At 47.5% G+C, this 18,052-nt stretch carries 27 protein-coding genes; 25 read left to right on the top strand and 2 right to left on the bottom strand.

The genetic code is table 11. The features are described from left to right. The first annotated feature begins 7 nt into the window (after window positions 1-7). The 4 genes from H7C18_RS13435 to H7C18_RS13420 all read left to right on the top strand — a co-directional run bounded on the left by H7C18_RS13435 (window position 8) and on the right by H7C18_RS13420 (window position 2,796). Window positions 8-223 (top strand): hypothetical protein, encoded by a 216-nt coding sequence (locus tag H7C18_RS13435; RefSeq protein ID WP_185129589.1) that lies wholly within the window; start codon window positions 8-10, stop codon window positions 221-223. After that, window positions 213-923 carry an ERF family protein gene (locus H7C18_RS13430; protein ID WP_185129588.1) on the top strand — a complete coding sequence of 237 codons (711 nt, stop codon included), beginning with the start codon at window positions 213-215 and terminating at the stop codon, window positions 921-923. Before H7C18_RS13435 ends, H7C18_RS13430 begins: the two co-directional genes overlap by 11 nt. Window positions 924-1,348: 425 nt before the next feature. Further along, window positions 1,349-1,870, top strand: coding sequence for a hypothetical protein (locus H7C18_RS13425; protein ID WP_185129587.1), 522 nt, complete (start codon window positions 1,349-1,351; stop codon window positions 1,868-1,870). 53 nt (window positions 1,871-1,923) lie between these two features. Further along, window positions 1,924-2,796 carry a DNA cytosine methyltransferase gene (locus tag H7C18_RS13420; RefSeq protein ID WP_185129586.1) on the top strand — a complete coding sequence of 291 codons (873 nt, stop codon included), beginning with the start codon at window positions 1,924-1,926 and terminating at the stop codon, window positions 2,794-2,796. 41 nt (window positions 2,797-2,837) lie between these two features. On the opposite strand, the gene H7C18_RS13415 is transcribed toward H7C18_RS13420, so the two are convergent. After that, on the bottom strand, window positions 2,838-3,005 hold the full coding sequence (locus H7C18_RS13415) for a hypothetical protein (protein ID WP_185129585.1): 168 nt from the start codon (window positions 3,003-3,005) through the stop codon (window positions 2,838-2,840). A 273-nt stretch (window positions 3,006-3,278) separates the two neighbouring features. Between H7C18_RS13415 and H7C18_RS13410 the strand changes: the two genes are divergently transcribed. The 14 genes from H7C18_RS13410 (at window position 3,279) to H7C18_RS13345 (ending at window position 11,775) form a co-directional block, all read left to right on the top strand. Further along, complete coding sequence (locus H7C18_RS13410) at window positions 3,279-3,545, top strand: hypothetical protein (protein ID WP_185129584.1); 267 nt, start codon at window positions 3,279-3,281, stop codon at window positions 3,543-3,545. Beyond that, window positions 3,538-3,813: an HD domain-containing protein gene (locus H7C18_RS13405; RefSeq protein ID WP_185129583.1), complete on the top strand. Its 276-nt coding sequence runs from the start codon at window positions 3,538-3,540 to the stop codon at window positions 3,811-3,813. The genes H7C18_RS13410 and H7C18_RS13405 overlap by 8 nt, the downstream gene beginning before the upstream one ends. Beyond that, entirely contained in the window at window positions 3,810-4,082 is a 273-nt protein-coding gene (locus H7C18_RS13400; RefSeq protein ID WP_185129582.1) for a hypothetical protein, read from the top strand. Before H7C18_RS13405 ends, H7C18_RS13400 begins: the two co-directional genes overlap by 4 nt. Continuing rightward, the gene (locus tag H7C18_RS13395; RefSeq protein WP_185129581.1) at window positions 4,075-4,536 is read left to right on the top strand and encodes a hypothetical protein; all 462 of its coding nucleotides are present in this window, start codon (window positions 4,075-4,077) and stop codon (window positions 4,534-4,536) included. The genes H7C18_RS13400 and H7C18_RS13395 overlap by 8 nt, the downstream gene beginning before the upstream one ends. Next, a complete protein-coding gene (locus H7C18_RS13390) occupies window positions 4,520-4,960 on the top strand; it encodes a YopX family protein (RefSeq protein WP_185129580.1) in 441 nt (146 codons plus the stop codon). Before H7C18_RS13395 ends, H7C18_RS13390 begins: the two co-directional genes overlap by 17 nt. Before the next feature lie 57 nt (window positions 4,961-5,017). After that, window positions 5,018-5,344, top strand: a complete 327-nt coding sequence (locus tag H7C18_RS13385; protein ID WP_185129579.1) for a hypothetical protein — start codon at window positions 5,018-5,020, stop codon at window positions 5,342-5,344. Between the two features lie 300 nt (window positions 5,345-5,644). Continuing rightward, on the top strand, window positions 5,645-6,454 hold the full coding sequence (locus H7C18_RS13380; protein ID WP_185129578.1) for a DnaD domain protein: 810 nt from the start codon (window positions 5,645-5,647) through the stop codon (window positions 6,452-6,454). Next, window positions 6,429-7,802: a replicative DNA helicase gene (locus H7C18_RS13375; RefSeq protein WP_185129577.1), complete on the top strand. Its 1,374-nt coding sequence runs from the start codon at window positions 6,429-6,431 to the stop codon at window positions 7,800-7,802. The genes H7C18_RS13380 and H7C18_RS13375 overlap by 26 nt, the downstream gene beginning before the upstream one ends. Before the next feature lie 69 nt (window positions 7,803-7,871). Continuing rightward, window positions 7,872-8,225 (top strand): BC1872 family protein, encoded by a 354-nt coding sequence (locus H7C18_RS13370; RefSeq protein ID WP_185129576.1) that lies wholly within the window; start codon window positions 7,872-7,874, stop codon window positions 8,223-8,225. A 6-nt stretch (window positions 8,226-8,231) separates the two neighbouring features. Then, on the top strand, window positions 8,232-8,456 hold the full coding sequence (locus H7C18_RS13365; protein ID WP_185129575.1) for a hypothetical protein: 225 nt from the start codon (window positions 8,232-8,234) through the stop codon (window positions 8,454-8,456). Then, the gene (locus tag H7C18_RS13360; protein ID WP_185129574.1) at window positions 8,431-8,790 is read left to right on the top strand and encodes a RusA family crossover junction endodeoxyribonuclease; all 360 of its coding nucleotides are present in this window, start codon (window positions 8,431-8,433) and stop codon (window positions 8,788-8,790) included. Before H7C18_RS13365 ends, H7C18_RS13360 begins: the two co-directional genes overlap by 26 nt. 916 nt (window positions 8,791-9,706) lie before the next feature. Further along, the gene (locus tag H7C18_RS13355; protein ID WP_185129573.1) at window positions 9,707-10,750 is read left to right on the top strand and encodes a coiled-coil domain-containing protein; all 1,044 of its coding nucleotides are present in this window, start codon (window positions 9,707-9,709) and stop codon (window positions 10,748-10,750) included. Continuing rightward, window positions 10,750-10,962 carry a hypothetical protein gene (locus H7C18_RS13350; RefSeq protein WP_185129572.1) on the top strand — a complete coding sequence of 71 codons (213 nt, stop codon included), beginning with the start codon at window positions 10,750-10,752 and terminating at the stop codon, window positions 10,960-10,962. The genes H7C18_RS13355 and H7C18_RS13350 overlap by 1 nt, the downstream gene beginning before the upstream one ends. A 366-nt stretch (window positions 10,963-11,328) precedes the next feature. Further along, the gene (locus H7C18_RS13345) at window positions 11,329-11,775 is read left to right on the top strand and encodes a hypothetical protein (RefSeq protein WP_185129571.1); all 447 of its coding nucleotides are present in this window, start codon (window positions 11,329-11,331) and stop codon (window positions 11,773-11,775) included. Between the two features lie 10 nt (window positions 11,776-11,785). Here the strand turns inward: H7C18_RS13345 and H7C18_RS13340 are convergent, their stop codons facing one another. After that, entirely contained in the window at window positions 11,786-11,959 is a 174-nt protein-coding gene (locus H7C18_RS13340; protein WP_185129570.1) for a ribbon-helix-helix domain-containing protein, read from the bottom strand. Window positions 11,960-12,088: 129 nt separating this feature from the next. On the opposite strand from H7C18_RS13340, the gene H7C18_RS13335 reads away from it, so the two are divergent. From H7C18_RS13335 to H7C18_RS13310, 7 genes are all read left to right on the top strand, one after another. Then, window positions 12,089-12,310, top strand: a complete 222-nt coding sequence (locus tag H7C18_RS13335; RefSeq protein WP_185129725.1) for a 3-isopropylmalate dehydratase — start codon at window positions 12,089-12,091, stop codon at window positions 12,308-12,310. A 38-nt stretch (window positions 12,311-12,348) separates the two neighbouring features. Further along, window positions 12,349-12,558, top strand: coding sequence for a hypothetical protein (locus tag H7C18_RS13330; RefSeq protein ID WP_185129569.1), 210 nt, complete (start codon window positions 12,349-12,351; stop codon window positions 12,556-12,558). 606 nt (window positions 12,559-13,164) lie between these two features. Then, window positions 13,165-13,290, top strand: a complete 126-nt coding sequence (locus H7C18_RS35525) for a hypothetical protein (protein WP_273386666.1) — start codon at window positions 13,165-13,167, stop codon at window positions 13,288-13,290. 119 nt (window positions 13,291-13,409) lie between these two features. After that, window positions 13,410-13,580, top strand: coding sequence for a hypothetical protein (locus H7C18_RS13325; RefSeq protein WP_185129568.1), 171 nt, complete (start codon window positions 13,410-13,412; stop codon window positions 13,578-13,580). Between the two features lie 217 nt (window positions 13,581-13,797). Next, complete coding sequence (locus H7C18_RS13320; RefSeq protein ID WP_185129567.1) at window positions 13,798-14,190, top strand: terminase small subunit; 393 nt, start codon at window positions 13,798-13,800, stop codon at window positions 14,188-14,190. Continuing rightward, on the top strand, window positions 14,187-15,884 hold the full coding sequence (locus tag H7C18_RS13315) for a phage terminase large subunit family protein (protein ID WP_185129566.1): 1,698 nt from the start codon (window positions 14,187-14,189) through the stop codon (window positions 15,882-15,884). Before H7C18_RS13320 ends, H7C18_RS13315 begins: the two co-directional genes overlap by 4 nt. Next, a complete protein-coding gene (locus tag H7C18_RS13310; RefSeq protein ID WP_185129565.1) occupies window positions 15,884-18,037 on the top strand; it encodes a portal protein in 2,154 nt (717 codons plus the stop codon). Before H7C18_RS13315 ends, H7C18_RS13310 begins: the two co-directional genes overlap by 1 nt. Window positions 18,038-18,052: the final 15 nt, after the last annotated feature.

Genomic DNA, 18,052 nt, shown 5'->3' with positions numbered 1-18,052 from the left:
TTGATAGATGGAGAATAAGCGCCGAATTATCCTCCAACGAGTAGACGGCGCATTCGTAAACCTTAAGCTTGAACCGGTCAACAATCCATCAGCCGCCGCCCGATTTAATGATATTTCTGCATACGAAAGCTTCATATATGGGTTTTACGGCCCGTCTGATCCATCCATGTACAAACCAGTTTATTTATCGATAACTTACGAGGTGATTGGAGATGTGCAGTAAGTCGGAATCAATCGGCAAGATATCCGCAGCTCTCGTGGCATTTAGTGGAGAAGTGAAATCGATCGGTAAGGACGCTAACAATCCACATTTCAAATCCCAATATACATCGCTTGACCACATGATCGATGAGACGAAACCACTTCTCCATAAACACGGATTGACTGTCATGCAGTTCCCAGGTGGAGAAGGGGAGAAGGTTACCGTTAGAACGATGATTCTGCACGAATCCGGAGAGTGGATCGAATCCGAACCGCTTACGCTTAAACCCACCAAATTGGACCCGCAGGGGGCCGGATCCGCAATCACTTATGCACGTCGGTACAGTTATGCTGCCGCTCTCTCCTTATCCCTTGGAGACGATGACGACGCCAACGCCGCCAGCGCTCCTCATATGCCCGCACAAGCCACACAACAATCTAGGCAGACACAATATAGCGGACAACAGCAAAGCACGTCACAGACGGCTACAGGAAGCCAAGGTGGTATATCGGAAGCGCAAGTTAGGTACATTCATAAGCTTAAAAGCGACAAGAACGTTCCGGACCAAGATTTTATTCGGATAGTCAAAGAAATCGGCAAAGGAAAAGAAAGTATCAAGGAATTTAGTAAATCGGAAGCAAGCGAAATCATTAACCTTTTGAACAACTATGTCGCCCAAGAATACTTTGCACCGGATATGGAAGAAGATTTGCCATTTTGAGGTGATCCCATGTTCGAATATCGACCGGTTCCCAAACCATCACACAAGAAAATCAAAAAGGAACAGAAGATCAATCACAAACGGAACGCACCCCGGTTACGTGATCGTGGCCGGGTACGTCCCGAAGTCTACAACGAAGCGTATGAACGTGCTGGAGGTCGCTGTGAACGCTGCGGATACAAAGACGGATCAATTGATCCAACGGGGCAGAGATGGGGCCTAGAGGGCGCACACGCGGTCAGGAGGCGTCACCTTGAACAGACAACAGCAGACGACATTATCATGCTATGCGGTCCGTCAGTGAATACAGGCACTTGCCACAACTTTGCCGATTATTCGAGAGCCGGTCGTGAATGGATGTTAGAGCATCAAAAACGAAGGAAGTCCAATAAAGGCGCATAGTCGCTAAGGGAGAGATATGGGATATGAACGCATCCATAAATATTGGAATCGAAAGTGAAGAATTAAGCTATTACCTCAAAGAAGTCATTTCTGATATAGCCTCTGAGGAAATTCGGAAAATGGTCAAGCAGCAAGCGGAGGAAATGGTCAGGCAAGAGATTACGCGAATTGTTGCCCCTATCGTTGATTCTTATCTCGAAACAGCCATTGTCGGACGCGAACACTTTTCTGCTCACGATCGATTTACAAGCCGGAGAGAAGTCGACAAGTTTATCAAAGCGATCATCATGAACTATCTGGACGAACCTGTTTACCATTATTCCAAGTCGGACAATACGATTTCCGGAAGGTACGCACATTCTGCATCATCTGGAAGAGAAACAAGGGCAGAACTTTGGATTCATGAAAAAGCGCGTAAATTCGTTGATACCGAATTGTTCGACAAGCTGGAATCTCGTCTCAACGAAGTCGCTAAAAAGCTGATTCCAAGCGATGAGAAGATGCAAGAAATCATCAAACAAGAAGTGAAATCACTGTTCAGTTAAGGCAATCATCAATACCGGGGATATCAGGGATATTCCCCTAGAGGGTGGGAGACATGAACGCACTCAGCCTATTCAGCGGTATCGGGGGAATCGACCTCGCTTGCGAATGGGCCGGCATCAAAACGGTTGCGTTCTGCGAGAGAGAGCCGTTCCCGCAAGCTGTACTCCGCAAGCATTGGCCTGACGTGCCCATTTATGACGACGTTTGTACGCTTACGAAAGAGAGGTTAGATGCGGATGGAATCGACACTCAAACAGTTGGACTTATTTCCGCCGGATATCCTTGCCAGCCTTACAGTCTCTCCGGGGAGCGAGAAGGCCAAGAAGATGACCGCGCTCTCTGGCCTGAGGTTAAGCGCCTATTACAAGAGATCCGCCCCCGTTGGTTTGTTGGTGAGAACGTTGCTGGACACGTCTCTTTGGGCCTCGACGATGTGCTTTCTGACTTGGATAGTCTCTCGTACTCCTGGGAAGCGATCGTACTTCCAGCTGCAGCTGTCGGTGCTCCACACAGGAGAAGCCGGGTCATCATTTTGGGCCACTCCGAGCGCGTCGGATTCACAAGGGAATCATGGGGGGGGACAAACGAGTTCGCTTCGAACGGATATTTTCAACTGGAAAGCGAATCAATCGGAGCAATCAGGGCAGCTCAATCCCGAATGGGTCGAATGCTTGATGGGGTTTCCGAAAGATTGGACCAACATCGATGGCCAACTGGACGAGGGGAAAATCAACATGAATGGGAGCCGCCTCGGATAAAGAACGAAATCAAGAATCGAGCTGCGCGGATAAAGGCTCTCGGAAATGCCGTTGTCCCGCAGCAAATCTATCCCATCGTAGCAGCAATCAAGCAGATAGACGATCTTTTGCGCGACAGCGCCTACGAATCGAACGAATCCACCCAGCCGAAGGCGAAGGCCGAATAAAGAGCATTTAGGGAGGGACATCCCCTCCCCCAAATAAGGGATTACTCGCCTACATCAGGAGACAAGTAGAAATCAACCAATTCTCTAGCTTCTTCAACGGTAGCAACTTCCTTTGATCTTAAAGTGCCAAAATCGACGCGATATCCAGACTCAGATTCATATTGCAAAATTAAATGCTCTTTATAAGTTTCTATTTCTTCATATTGCATCTTGAACACCACCAATTTGGTTGATACATCCATTTTACGATTTTATGGGGACGGAGGAAAGAGAATATGGGCAATAAAACGGAATTATCCGACCAATCAAAGTTCATTTGCCGAGAACACTACGACAAAGACTGCGGCGGATGTTAACTAAGACCGGAATGTCCTTCTCCAGTTTGTCCCGGCCGGGAAGCATTAAACAGATGGATCGAATCAATCAATGAGAAAGCGAAAACGTTAACGTTATTTTAACTACCCGAAAAGGAGAAATCGGATATGCGATTGAATGCAGATAAAATTCAAGTCGGCAAGCGTTATGTGATGGTCGAGAGACCATTATATAAAGCCATTGTTACCATCATCGCAGATGAGAGGGGTAAGAGTGGCAAAGATTGGGACGGGTGGAAGGTCCGCTTCGAAGAGGTTCATGGTCGCATGAATCCGAAGATTGGCACTGAGATCAGCGTTGGGTGGAGCGAGAAATACAGTCATTACGCGCCGATTGAGTTCTATGAGATCGAGGAGGCCACCAATCATGAGTGACGCTGTATGCCGTAAGGCGATATCTGAAGGAATTTCCCATTTAAAATCCATTAATCCTGAATTGCGTGGGGCATACGGAATCGTGGAGAAGATGATCGAATCCCTCCCGTCCATCCCCTCTCTAGCAGATGTTTTTAGACGGCGAATAGCTGACCAGCAGCGGTGGGGAACTCCAGTAAGCAATGAGATCGTGAAGGAGTTACGCGCCGTTTGGAATGAGCTTGAAGCCCTCTGCCCTAGCGGTGAGCAGAAGGAGGATGGAGAATGATCACTTTAACAACGAATAATGGTCAAATCAGCATAGCGCCGGAATTGATCACGTCAATTGTAGGAGACGCAGACGGATCGCAGATCAACACGATGTCCGATGTGGTATGCGTAGAGGAGAGTCGGCAGGAGATAGTCCGCAAGATCATGGAATACAAGTTGGGAATGATCAGATATGCTGCGACTCAACAAGCGGAAAGACGTGACGAAGGTTATGTAGAGATGACAGAACTGGAGCGCCTTGCTGGATTGGAGGATTCCGATGCCTGATAACAGGATAGAAGCTCTATGGGAGAAATCGAAGCCCGGAAGGGTGATCCCGTACAACGCTGGAACGCTGCACGAATTGATGGGCGATATCCGCTATCTCCTCCAACAGAACGAACAACTCGAACAGCGAAATGAAGAAAAGTATCAAATCCTTCTGCGTATCGAAAAGGAAGTCAATGAGTTTGTGCGGCTTACTGGCGTTGAACTCGGAGATACGGTGGAGGAGCAAGCAGCGGCGTTTAATCGAGTACTCCAACAGTCCCGAGAAGAGAACGAACGGATCCGAGAGGAACGCGATTCTTTCCAACGAGTAGGAATTCGCACGATGGAAGAACGGGACGATTACCGAAAAGCGTTGACGCAATACGCGCAAGGTCTAGTCGATCCGCATCTCGCAAGACGCATCCTATCCCGTTATGAGAAGGGAGAGAGCCAAATTGAGCAGGGAGATTAAATTTCGCGGCCGTCATATCGATACCGGCGAATGGGTATACGGAAATCTGATCGGGACTGACGTCATTGTCGGACCTATTGTTGAATGGGACAGCGAATACTTCAACACGGAATATTGGGTGAAGGTCGATCCTGAAACGGTCGGTCAGTATACCGGCCTCCAAGACCGCAACGGCAAGGAGATTTTTGAGGGAGATTTCGTAACTCTAACCAAGCGTGATGAAGAATACGTGATTCAAGGCAATGGGTACATGGATGTCGGAATCGAAAATGGATGGTCAGTAAGCGGAACGGTGAAGTTTTTGCATAACTCATGGTTCATCGAAGAAGACAACGAAAAAGGATTGCCTTTGGATTTTGAGGGAAAACAGGCGTTAGAAATAATCGGCAACATCCACGAAAATCCGGAATTGCTCTCAGCTTAAATCAAATCCCAGAGTCCGATACAGGGTCATTATCCAATTAAGGGGAGAAGAAGGAACATGGAGATCAAACAAGGTGTTACCAATCGTGGATTCGATATTATCATTTTCGAGGATTTTTACGGAATTGAATGCAGCATACAGAAGTCGTCGATTGCGACGGAAGACGCCATTTGGTTTGGGTGTTCGGAAGCAAATCCAAGGATTATGGCAAATCAAACGCTAGGAGGTGGAACGGGATGGGTTCCATATCCGATGCCAAAAAGAGTGGCAATGGACACAAGGATGCATCTGACTCGTGATCAGGTTAAAGAACTTCTTCCAATCCTGAATGCATTCGTTGAAACTGGCGAGCTTCCAAATTTGTCCGAGGGAGGCCAAGAATGACCATGAACCCGGGGACGGAGTTGGTAAAGGTCGATTGCTTAGATTGTGAAGGAGACGGGTGGACAGTCACCCACGCATACAGCGGATATCCTGAGCAGGAGATTTGCAGAATGTGTGGCGGCTCGGGAGTCGTCGAAGTACCAAAAGAGATGGCTATAGGTTTGGGCGCTCTGGAGGGACAAGCAGATGAATGACATGATCTATCTCAACCTATGGATCATCTACGACAAATCGCGGAGAGCATTAGACAACACATTGCGGAGGGGGTAACTCCCCTCTTGGTGGGAAGGAGGAAATGGGGTGGCAAAGTATCGGCAGATTCACGTGAGCTATTGGCAAGACGGGTTTATCTTAACGCTTCCAGCAGAGGAAAAGTATTTCTACTTGTACCTGATGACCAATAGTAAGACTACCCAATGCGGTATTTATGAGTTGCCGCTTAAGGTTATCGAAATGGAAACGGGGTTATCTCCGGATCGCATATTCGAACTCATTCATAAATTCATCGGATACAAAAAGATCAAGTACAACGAAGAGACGAGAGAAATTTTCCTTCTCAACTGGACAAAGCACAACAATATGAAAAGCCCGAAGATTATCTCTTGTTGTGTCAAAGAATTGGAAACCGTTAAGCATATACCCTTTATTGAAGAGTTTGGACAACTATGTAAACGGTATGGATACCCTATCGATACCCTATCGATACTCAGACAAACCGGTTTGGCAGAGTATGGGGAAAAAGAAGAACAAGAACAAGAACAAGAAGAAAAACAACAACAAGAAAAGGTACCTGTCGTCGTCGTTTTCCCAAATATCTATAACTTCTACGAATCGGAAGGGTTTGGGCTACTCAGTTCATCCATTCGTGATGACTTGGATGACCTTGTTAATGACTACGGAGAACGTTGGGTTTGCGAAGCGATGAAGGTTTCTGTAAGGCGCGGAAAACGAAACCTTAGCTTCGTGAATGGCATTCTTAAGAATTGGCGATCAGATGGAGTTGACGAGCCTTGGACTGAGAAGGAAAAACCATCACCAAAGTTTTCAGAAGAAGAACGGTTGAAGATGGAAAGGGAGCGTCCGAATGAACGACCAATTATCAATCTTTGATCACGATACGGCGCTTAAAGCCGAACAGCAGGTTTTAGCGTCCGTGTTCTTCGATCCAACAAAGATGGACGACCTTATTCAGATCCTTTCGTACGATGACTTCTTTTCCGAGCGGCACTCCTTAATCTTCAAGGCATTAAAGCACATGCACGGAAAATCAATGCCAATCGAGATTATGACGGTTGTTGACGCGTTAAACCGTCGCGGGCAGTTAGAACAAGCTGGCGGCGTTGGCTATCTATCCGAACTATCACGAGCTGCACCAACAGGCGGGTATGCCGTGCACTACGCGAACATCGTCATGAATCATTCGTTGCAACGGAAATGCGTTAGGCTGGCGCAGGACATTATACAAGTCGCTAGGGAACGGGATTACGAGACGGCAGAAGAATGCTATGCGGCGGTTGATTCCCTTGTGAACCAGTTGAGGCCAAAGACTACGGGCAACATGAGGACGTTCGACGATACTGCAGAAGAGTATGAGCAATTCCTTAATACCCATGATGACCTGATAAAAACCGGCTTCCCGCAGTTTGACGAACAGTTCGGAGGGATCGGACGCGGCTGGCTCTATATCATGGCTGGCCGACCATCTGTCGGGAAGACAGCAAAAGCGCTTCAAATGGCGTATCAAATTGCACAGCAGAATTGCGGAGACATCTTGTTTTGGTCGCAAGAGATGACCTTTAGTCAACTCAAAAACAGGATCATGGCGAACCTTACCGGCATCTCCTTTGCAAAAATCCGCATGAAGAACCTTACCGCAGACGAAAAGGTCACGATCATGAAGGCGCATAAGGTAGTCGGTCAATATCCATTTAAGGTTGAGGACTCGCATGGAATCACGGTTGAACATGTCCGATCGGTCGCAAGGCAGGTCAAGCGAAATTCCGGGAAGGTTGGAGCCATATTCGTTGATTACCTTACGCGGATGAACATTCCAGCTAAAAACGGGATGACCAGGGCGCAAGTAGTCGGGGAAGTGGCGAAAACATTCAAGTACATCGCGCAGGAAATGGAGTGCCCCGTCATTCTGCTGGCCCAACTTAATCGTGAAGGAGCCGAAGGGGAACCGCAGCTCCACCACCTGAAGGAGTCAGGGGACATCGAGCAAGAGGCCGATATCGTTGAATTCCTTTGGAAAGAGCCTGATCAAAATGACACAAGCAACGGTGTCATCGTCAATTCATCGATTGCCAAAGGCCGCGACACCGGAACAGGCACATTCAAATACCGGTTCAAAGGATGGGTGATGCGCTATGAGGACGAGATCGAACGGCCACAACCAAATTCAGAGGGCTATATCACGAATCACCGCACTGCTCGAAGACGAAACGGATCAGCATAAGAAAGAGCAGCACCTACGGGTGCTTCGCACTCTTAACCATGCATTATCAGCAAAGGAGAGATAACAGGGATGAGTAAACTAGACCGCGCCGCTATCCTGGCTATGGAGCCGGGGAGAGAACTCGATGCGCTTATTGCGGAGCATGTGATGGGATTTGAGGTTGCCAACCGTGAATACGGAGTATTCATCATCGATGGACTGAATAAACAGTGGGAACCATCGACCGACATAGCCGCAGCCTGGGAAATTGTTGGGAAGTTCGATCCTGAAGGATTCATTGTGAATTACCTCGGAGAACTCAGCGCGTGGGGTGAAGGGTGGCACGCGGTATTTTGTTACAACCATCATGTTCATAAATGTTCAACACCAGAGGAAGCAATCTGTAAAGCAGCACTATTAGCCAAGCTAGAGAGTGAGGGTTGATGAGAAGTGAGAGATATTTTATTGCGGATGAATAACGAACTCTATGAAACATCTAAGAGGAAAAAGTCTGAAGGGTTATTTCAACAGGCATTCGAGGCTGGTCGATTGGATGCTTATGCAGAAGTCTATGGAATTCTTAAGAAATATACGACGGAAATATTACGCGAATATGATTCGCTTGATGCGAAAGTGAAGGTGATGAGAAGTGAACCAAACGATCAAAGTAAATAACCTGCCGCCAACTCAGAACGAGCTTAGACGAATGCACTTCCAGACCATCGCAAAAGAAAAGACCGAATGGGAACGAGTCATGTGGTTCATCGTCAAGGAGCAGAAAATCGTGCCGATCAAAGCGGCGAGTATCACGTATGAATTCTTCTTCCCGGATAAGCGTAGAAGAGATCCGGATAATTACGCGGCCAGCGCCAAGATGCTGCAAGACGGATTGGTTAAGGCGGGTATTCTGCCGGACGACAACTTTGACCATGTGCCAGAGCTGCGGATTAAGCGTGGGGGAATCAGCAAGAACCCGTATATCCTGATTCATCTGGAGGAAGTCTCATGACCGACCAACAACTTCTCTCAATCTACACAGCCGAACGAAGCGAAATCCAGAGGCGTATCGAATGGGCGAATGTCATATGCCCAAAGTTGGAACGTTTGAAGCAACGAAAGAATGAGTTGGACACGCTGATTGATACACTTCAACGGCAAGGGGCCTAGGAGGCGTTTAGAGCGATTCTGTAGTCTGGACAGGTAAAACTACCAATCTATCAAAATGAGTGCCGTATGAGGCTCACAGAAAGCGAGAGAGGCATATGAACAAGGCGGCGTGGTTACGTGGCATTGCAGCAGACGTTAAGAGGTCGAAGTTGAGGAAGGAGAATAGGAAATGAGTATGTTGGGCCGAGATGAACATATGAACTGGCTTCAAGGACTAAAGGTTGGCGATGAAGTCACGTACCACAGTAGATTTCACGGAGACATAATAACGACAATCGAAAAAATAACGCCAACTAGACAAATCAAGACGGCAGATGGGAAGACGTTTAAAAATGGGGTTTGCAGATATGATTCATGGACGTCGTTTCACATCCACCCCGTAACAGACAAAATCAGACAAGGAATCGAAAAGAAAGACCTGATCTATTACTTGGATTCGAAACTAAACCTTAACCAACTCACAATTGAGCAATTGAAATCAATAAAAGCGATATTGGAGGGCGATGATCATGGTCGGAAAAGTAAATAGAGTAGAGAAGGTAATCCCAATGAGCAGCAGGAAGAAACGACCGACGAAGGAGGAGTATAAGAAATACACGAAGCGTCCTCCGGATGGACCAAATGGGTGTGCATAAATAATTTATCATACCACACTTTAAGGTGGTGATTGCTCAATAAATATAGAAAAATGGCGAAAAATGTAGTATAATTAAAGAAAAGTGAACATTCGGAAGATTATGAACATTTGGAGGGTAAACATGGAAACAATCGAGCAACTACAAGCGAAGCTTAAGCAAAAAGAGGCAGATATTCAGGATTTGAGGTCTAAGGGGAACTATGCAGAAGCAACTAAGCTTGAAGAAGAGTCGGCTAAGATCCAGTACGATATCGAGCAAAAACAAATTCAGGCACAAGTTGATGAGAAAGTGGAATCGGACGCTATCACTTTTGCGGTTGACGGCGTAGACCTTACAGATTTGCCGGTTGAAGTCATTAAGCTTGCTGAGGCAATCGTCAGAGCGGACCGTAGACGTATTTACTCTGAACAAGCTATCCAAGTCAATGAGTACGAGACAAAGCAGAAGGACCTGGAAGCGCAACTAGCAGATGCTAAGTCGCAACTCGAAGCCACGCAACAAGAACGGAATACGTATCAGCAGCAATTGGCTGATGAAAAGAAGCTACGGACGGATGCGGAAAGCAAAAGAGACGCGGCAGTTCAACAACTTGTCGAAGCGCAGAAAGAAAACGAAAGCCTGAAGGAGCAGCTTGAAGAGTACAAAGCATCTGAGGCATTCGCTAATACCCAAGCTCAACCGAAGGTGTACACGACGGCGGACGAAGCAACAGAGATCAATCAAGCACTTGATTCCGTGAAGAAGTTCTACAAGTCCCTGGAAGACTGGGGAAGCGTAATGAAAGTCACCAAGCCGGATGGATCTTTCGAGCTTGTACCACGCCAAACGGTAAATGAAGAATGGACAGCGGCAGACGTTCCAGAAACGGCGGACACCACATTTCGCCAAGAAACTGATACTCCCAACAATACGAGCGTTGAAGCTGATTCTTCCCAAGTGGCTGATGACCAAGTAAAAGTCCCGGCAGTAGGTGGCTCCTTTCAAGAAACAACTGATACGGGAGTTTCCGGATCATCGGACGAGGCTGTACGAGACGTACATGGCGAGGGTTCTACGGGGGGAGCTGAATCCCTGGAAGCACGGGTGAAGGATTTGGAGGATGGATTCAAGAGGCTGTCCGATGTAGTTGCTGAGCTGATCAACGAAAAGGACGTGGCGGCGTAATGAAAGTACGGATCACATACGGACAAGGATCGTTCTGGTATGAGAACAAAGTCGGTGAAGTGTTCGAGGTCGAAGATAAGCTTTCATACGGCGATTATCGAGTGAAAGGCGAAGAACGAAATATCTGCATCGAACATTGTGAAGTAGTCAAGGACGAAGACGACTATATCGGCCCAAGCATCTCGTCAACGCGCTTAATGCTGAATAATTAACCACCAATAACCACAGGGAGGATAACGAAATGGAAAACTTGCTGAAAGTATATTGCACAGAGTACCCGGAAGAAGGATATACGTATATCACGCAAGAGGAATACGAAAAAAACAAAGACGAATGGACGATTATCAAACAATAATCCAATCACTACAGGGAAGGCGGCTACACCGGCCGTCTTCTCGGTAAGGAGGGAATATGGGGAAGGTCGAGCAGATTGAGGACGGATACACTCATGTCTTATGCGTACACGCTGGACCAGATATGCATGATGAAGAAATAGTTGAATTGACTGACGGTTTAGGTGAATGCCCGAGGTGCGGAAGAAAGTATTTATCAAAACCAGAATAAGGGGTGAATCCGGCATGAGTAACTTCGATTGGGATCGAACATACAAAGACCTCTGCAATGAGATCGAGATCCTGATGATACGCAAGGATGAATTGGATAAGGAATTGGGCATCATCAAACGCCGGATATATGCCTCGGGTCCGCGTACAAAGCTCGTAGCGAGCTATAGCGGTATGCCAGGGGGCGGAAGCAACGAACGGCCCATAGAAGAAACGTGGAGCCTATACAATGCCGTAGAAGAAGCACTAGAAGATGTGAACGACATCCTGGATTTGAAACTTGATGCAAAAAAGAGTATGGAAAAGTGCATGAGCCAATTCGATACGCTGGAATACCGAGTGGCCTACATGCGAGACGTGGAGCGTAAGCGAATAGCCAAGATTGCGGACGAACTCGGCTACTCATACGATTGGATCGCAAAGATCAGCAGCCGGTTAAAAAGAATGCGGAATGTTGGCTAAGAAAAGCGGCCTACTCCTTAACGGAGAGGCCGTATTTTTCTAATAGCAGCGTTACAGCTTGGTCTAGCAACTTTGATTTTGGTATGTCTGTGTTTAGGTGAAGTTCCTCAAACTTGTCCGCGAGATCCTTACGCAAGGAATTCGATATCGCCTTCCTGTTAATCAACCCACGATTACCACCCATTCTTTCAACTCCTTTTCAAGTATATTCTAACTAAAAACAAAATTGAATTCAATTAATTTCAAAAAAACACTTGTAATTGAATTCAATTGAATGTATAGTATAGACATAAAGAACAAGGGAGCGATGAAAATGGAAATCGTAAAACTGAACGGAACGCTTGCATTTCAGGTGAGAGGCGGGTACATCAAGCCCACAGGTTACGCGCTCAAGATGGCTGACGGTTCATTCGTCGGCTTCGCGCAAGACGCCGGGCCATATATTCCGATAGGCGGACGGAAGGCGCTGCAAGCAATCGTCGACGCCGGAGGCTTTACTTCCTTCGACGGGATGGTTCGCTGGTCGGCTAGATAATCGAGGGGCTTCGCCCCCTCCTGGGAGGAGGTAATGATGTGAAGGAAGATTGGACATTTCAGCACCAACATGACAACCACGCGCCAATTCCGATGCCGAAATACAAGGACGGAGATAGGATCATATGGGAAGGCGAAGAAGTGACCATACACGGCTCGGGTAGGCCAACGTCGTCTAAATCAATCGCGTACGATATCAAGGAATATCCGCATATGTTTGTTTGGGAGAACGAAATCACGGGAGCATAAAAACCACGCTTGATGGGATTGGAACCGGCCGAAATGAGGCAATTTAGTACAAAAAAAATCAATCCATCCGTGCTAATATGATATTAGGTTATCCATGCCGGATGAACCTGACGGAGAAACGCACCTTGGCCCCCAGGCTATCGCGTTTCTCCTGATGATGGTGATAAGCGCCCCACCGTCGAATATGTGCCGGGTAAATTCCCGGACCTATAACGAACGGCGCTTAACATAATTGGACTGAACCCGAGCAAGACTCGGCAGTAGGCCCGAACTGTGGCTTTGCCGCTGAGCCCTAAATCGGCGGTCATCCATGCGTGGTAAGAAGTAAATGGATCACACGGTTCGGAGGAGCGCGGTTAATAACCCCCGACTGGAGACGGCACGGGAACCCCGTGGAGCTCGTCTGGAGCGAATAGCGAAGCAACCAGACCGCCAACCGTAACGATAGCAGCGTTGACGTGATCTAGGAGACAGTCCCTTATGGGGCTGTTTCTTTATGTTTAGGGGGAATAAGCCAATGAAATTCAACCTACATCATTTTCTAACGGTGATGTCGATCATCATGGGGACAATCGTTGGTGGACTGTTGGCGCAGGGGTGAACAGGATGAACGAAAACGAATGCTTGCATTGCCATACAGAGCTTGAAGGCGGCGGATTGTGCGAGGACTGCATGATCGAACAGACTGATTTTGTTATTGCGGCGAATGCCGCCATCGATTCGACCGAATAAGCCCAGTGAAACGGGGGCCGGATATGAATGGTGTACTAATATTCATTGTTCTTCTACTCATTCTAGTAGCTGCTTGGTGGGGTCAATGGAAAAGAAACAGGATGTAAGGAGGGGATGACATGGACGGTATTGCAGTAGAAAAGAAACTTGTCATTACCTACGATGTCGTTAGCGGAGTGTTCACGGTTGAAAACAATGATGATATGGCATATGGCGAGATACTGGCAGCGCTTGAGTACACCAAGTTTCTGACGTTGAAGGACTGGTTAAAGGGCGAGGAATTGCTATAAAGTGCAAATAAATGGCCATAAAAGCGAACTCTATACAAAACATCGGTGAAATTAGTGCAAATGGGGTGGTGATTTGAAGTACACCGTATCCTGTTCATGCTGCGGAAGCAAAGACAGCATTACAAAGACAACCATCTTCAACAACTGCATCAAGTTTGTGTGCTCATGTGAGGCGAGCAAAGGGCAAGAACAGACCATTTGGAAATGAGGTGAGGTTATGGCGAGGAGAGGCAGGCCGCCGAAATATGACGAGCAGGATAAAGCCAAACTCGTCGAAGAATTCGAACGGTACATTGAGACGGAAGATGTTCCAATCGTTGCAGAGTTCGCAGCAAGCCACGGTTTGTGGAAGTCCTATTTCTACGATAACGCAGAATTTGCGAACCTCGTAAAAAGAGCAGCATCAAAAAAGGAATCGGCGCTAGAACGAGGCGCGTTAAAAGGCACATTAAACCCTACGATGGCTGTATTTTCGCTTAAACAACTTGGGTGGAGAGATAAGCCGGATGGTGATGCGGATCTAAAGACGCTCGTTAAACTACTATCTAGCGGTGCAGGATTCACACCTGAGCAGATCGAGGCCATATTAAAGGCAGGCGGGAGCGAATGAGCCTAGCCACATTACTTAACAGCGCAGATAAACGCGTCATACAGGCGCTTAAAATAGCAGCAGAGAACCAGAAGCGCAAAGACACGCTAAGAAACGTGAACAGCGCGTATGAATGGATCGATCAAAACGGATTCACAAACGAGAACGGCGTATCGATGGAATTCGATGACCGTTCTTTTTTGATTGAACCACTATGTGACGAATCTAAACTGCTGAGCGTGCTTAAGTGCTCTCAGGTAGGATTCAGCACAATCAGCATATTCAAGAGTGCGTACATGGCGATCAAGTACGGATACAACGTCATATACACACTTCCGACCGATAGTGACGTTGAAGAGTTCAACAAAGCCAAGACGAACCGCATATACGACAATAATCCAAGCATGAAGCAGTTCCTGACGGAAGACAGCTTGCATACCAAAGCATTCCGAACGCTGGACGGCGGCAACGTTGGATTCATATTCTCGAAGGGCACATACGGTCGTTCGGCATCGATCATGCAGACAGCAGATATTCTGATCAAAGACGAGTTCGATAGGAGCAATCAAAATGTCCTTAACGCCTATAAATCACGGATTACAGCAAGCAGTTACGGAGCGGAGTGGGAATTCAGCAATCCTACTTTCCCAAGCTTCGGAGTCGATTACACTTATCAACTCTCAGATCAAAAGCATTATATCTACTGGTGCCCTAAGTGCAATCACGCTTCATACATTACTTTTGAGGCAGAAGGATTTGATGGAGGAAATACACACCATGTCTGCAAAGATCGAAAAGAGTTTGTCTGTGGAGCTTGCGAATCTATTCTTGATCGAAGAACTGCTGAAAAAGAATGGGTCAGCAAATACCCAAGCAAGCACGGAATAAGCGGATATTGGATCAGTCAAATGATGGCCCCATGGATTAGCGCTGAGAAGCTGCTAAGGGAGCATCAATTGACCCTGCCGGACGTATGGGCCAACTTCTTTCTCGGACTGCCATACGCAAGCAACAGCAACAGTCTGGACCCGTCCAACATCGTCAAGAACGTGCAATACGACGATAATGGCTATGTGATGAAGAATCCCGGCAAGTATCGCGTATTAGGTGCAGACGTTGGCGGAACGATCGACAACCCTCATTTCCACTGTGTTAAAGGGACTGAGGATGGTATCGACCATATCATTAAGATTCAGGGTGAGGACGCGCTACACAATTACCTCAAAATGAACAATATCAGCATGGTCGTAATCGATAACGCGCCTTATCCTGAGATCACAGCCAGGCTCACACGCGCATTTCCAGGAAAGGTCTGGAGATGCGTTTTTGATTATAACGACAAGCGCAAAGAACTCTATGATACAGACTACAAAACGCGGATCGTGAACGTGCATCGTACACGCCTCTTTGACCGCGTTGTAGACGGCTATATCACAGGTGAGCGCAAGATTTACATGGACAACATGGAGTCTACGTTATCGGCCATGCAGAACGGATCAGAGAGCCTATGCAGGCATTGGAAAGCACAACGGAAGGTAGGTACAAGCGGTGAGACGAAAGCGCAGAACAGCGATAACAAGGATCTTAAGTTTGATCGGATCGGCGACGCAATACCGCAATGGATAAATGATGGGCCGGACCATTACAGTTTAGCGGACGTTTACAACCAATTGGCACAAGTAATCATCAAGAAGCACATGGAAGGGGTGATCTAGTGGCAGAGAGAAAGCAGCAGGAGCCAGACGAACTAAAGAGCCGGTTCAAAAGAGACTTAGGCGAAGCAAAGAAGTTTATGGAGCCGATTCAGCAGAAAATGGACCGGAACTACAAAGCCTATGCTAACTGGCGAGACAAGGATGAGGTAACGTTCAAGACGTCTGACCTGTTCGAGTATGTTGAGACGGTCGTCCCAATCGTCACCAATAACCGTATCCGCGCTCTCGTGCGGTCTGATTATCCCGACTATGTGACACACGCCAAGGGATTAAACGACATCCTAGACAACACATACGACACGAACAATTGGGACTATGAGTCACAGTCCGTCATGCGTATGGCGCTTATCTATCGATCGGCATTCGCATATACAGGCTTCGATAAAAACTATCGCAACGGCATCGGAAACTTATGCATCAAGAAGGTTAACGGTCGTTGGTGCCTGGTCGATCCATCTGCGGTGGACTTGGAGGATTCCAGGTTCTTTTTTTATGTCGAGCCCAAGCGTAAGACAGAGGTCTATAAGGACTATCCGAAAAAGAAACAGGAGATTGAGGACAGTTTCCGCAATGGAGATCAGATGGGCCGATACTCCGGTAATGATTCCGGTGGGTGGTTCAATCAATGGTTGCGGACGGTCAAAAACTTCCTGACGTTCAATCAGGACGTGACAGCAGCAAGACAGACGGACCGCGATACGTTCAATGCCGAACTGAGCGAGCAGGAGAAGCACAAAAACGTCATCGCCTATATCCATTACTGGTATCGGGATGATAAGGACGAATGGCGCGTATCCTACTGGGCCGATGAAGTGTTCCTAAAGGACGAAGCAAATCCATTCTGGCACGGCTGTCTGCCTTATGACATCTACAGTCCGGTCAAGGATCCAATGTCTATGCTAGGGATGGATATTAACGAGCAGATTGACACCATGAACGCGAACCGTAACGTGCTGATGAACTACACGATCGCAAACGCTGGCCTACACGCTAATCCGCCGTTGATGTACAACACGACGATGGGTAACGTGAAAGAGCCGCAGAAGCTAAGACAGCAAGCATTTGGTGACGGGATAATTCCAATCAATAACCCGGACAATATTCCACTAAATGCACTTGCAGACTTCATGTTACCGCCTACGCTGCCCGCTAACGTGGTCCAACTGTTCGACCAGTTAGGCAACATTAAGGACAAGGCAACGGGCGTCAACGACTCTTTCCGAGGCACACAGAACGCCACAAGCGGTAAAGAGGTGCAGCTACAGCAAGAAGCGGCGTACACGCGGATTAAGACGATGATTGACCAATTTGAGTTGTTCAACAAGAAGATTGCCGAAAAGGTCATCGTAAACGCCATGCAGTTCTACACACAGAATCGCGGGTTCAGGATCAAAGGTGATTACACTAAGTATGATCAAGACCAACAGCTTGCCGAAATGAATGGTCAGGAAATGCCATTCGAGGTTAGGCCGATTCCGAAAGGGATTGATCAAGAGGGCAACCAAATTAACGACCGGACAGAGTTTTTCATCTACGCCAATCCGAGCGAGTGGACAAAGCTGGATCCGGAAGAAGATACAGCAGAACAACCGGACGAACAAGAGAGTGATGACAACCCATCGGAGGAAGAAGTAGAGAAGGCCTTTAAAATCCTCCAAATGACCGTTGAGATCGAAGCCGGTTCATCTCTCCCTCAGTCTCGTCTTGCGCGTCGTGAAGAGGCCGTACAGCTCGCAGAGCTTGGCATGATCGATCAGGAGTCCGTGTTGGAGATGTACGACTGGCCGGACCGCGAAGAGATCATTAAGCGCATGCAGGAACAAGCCGCGAAGAACCAAGAGGCACAAGCGCAAGCGGCACAGGCCGATGCTCAGGCTAAGATGCAGATCGAGACAGCCAAATTGCAGACGCAGAAGGAGATTGAAGGGATGAAGATGCAGACTGATCTTACCAAGCAGCAGATGAGCGATAAATCCAAGATGGCACAGACACACGCCAACAACTCCGCCAAGGCGTCACAGGAAGGATCGGGAAGCGACGGCAATAGTTTGGCCGAGGTTCTGGATAAAGTCCGTCAGACGGTCCCGGAGGCCGCTCAAATGAGCGATGAGCAATTGATATCGATTCTGACGCAAGGTCAACCAGTGCAATAAAGATCGGGGCGTTCC

The organism is Cohnella zeiphila (assembly GCF_014212055.1).
In the GTDB taxonomy this organism is placed as follows: domain Bacteria; phylum Bacillota; class Bacilli; order Paenibacillales; family Paenibacillaceae; genus Cohnella; species Cohnella zeiphila.
This window is presented reverse-complemented; position numbering and strand designations above follow the sequence as displayed.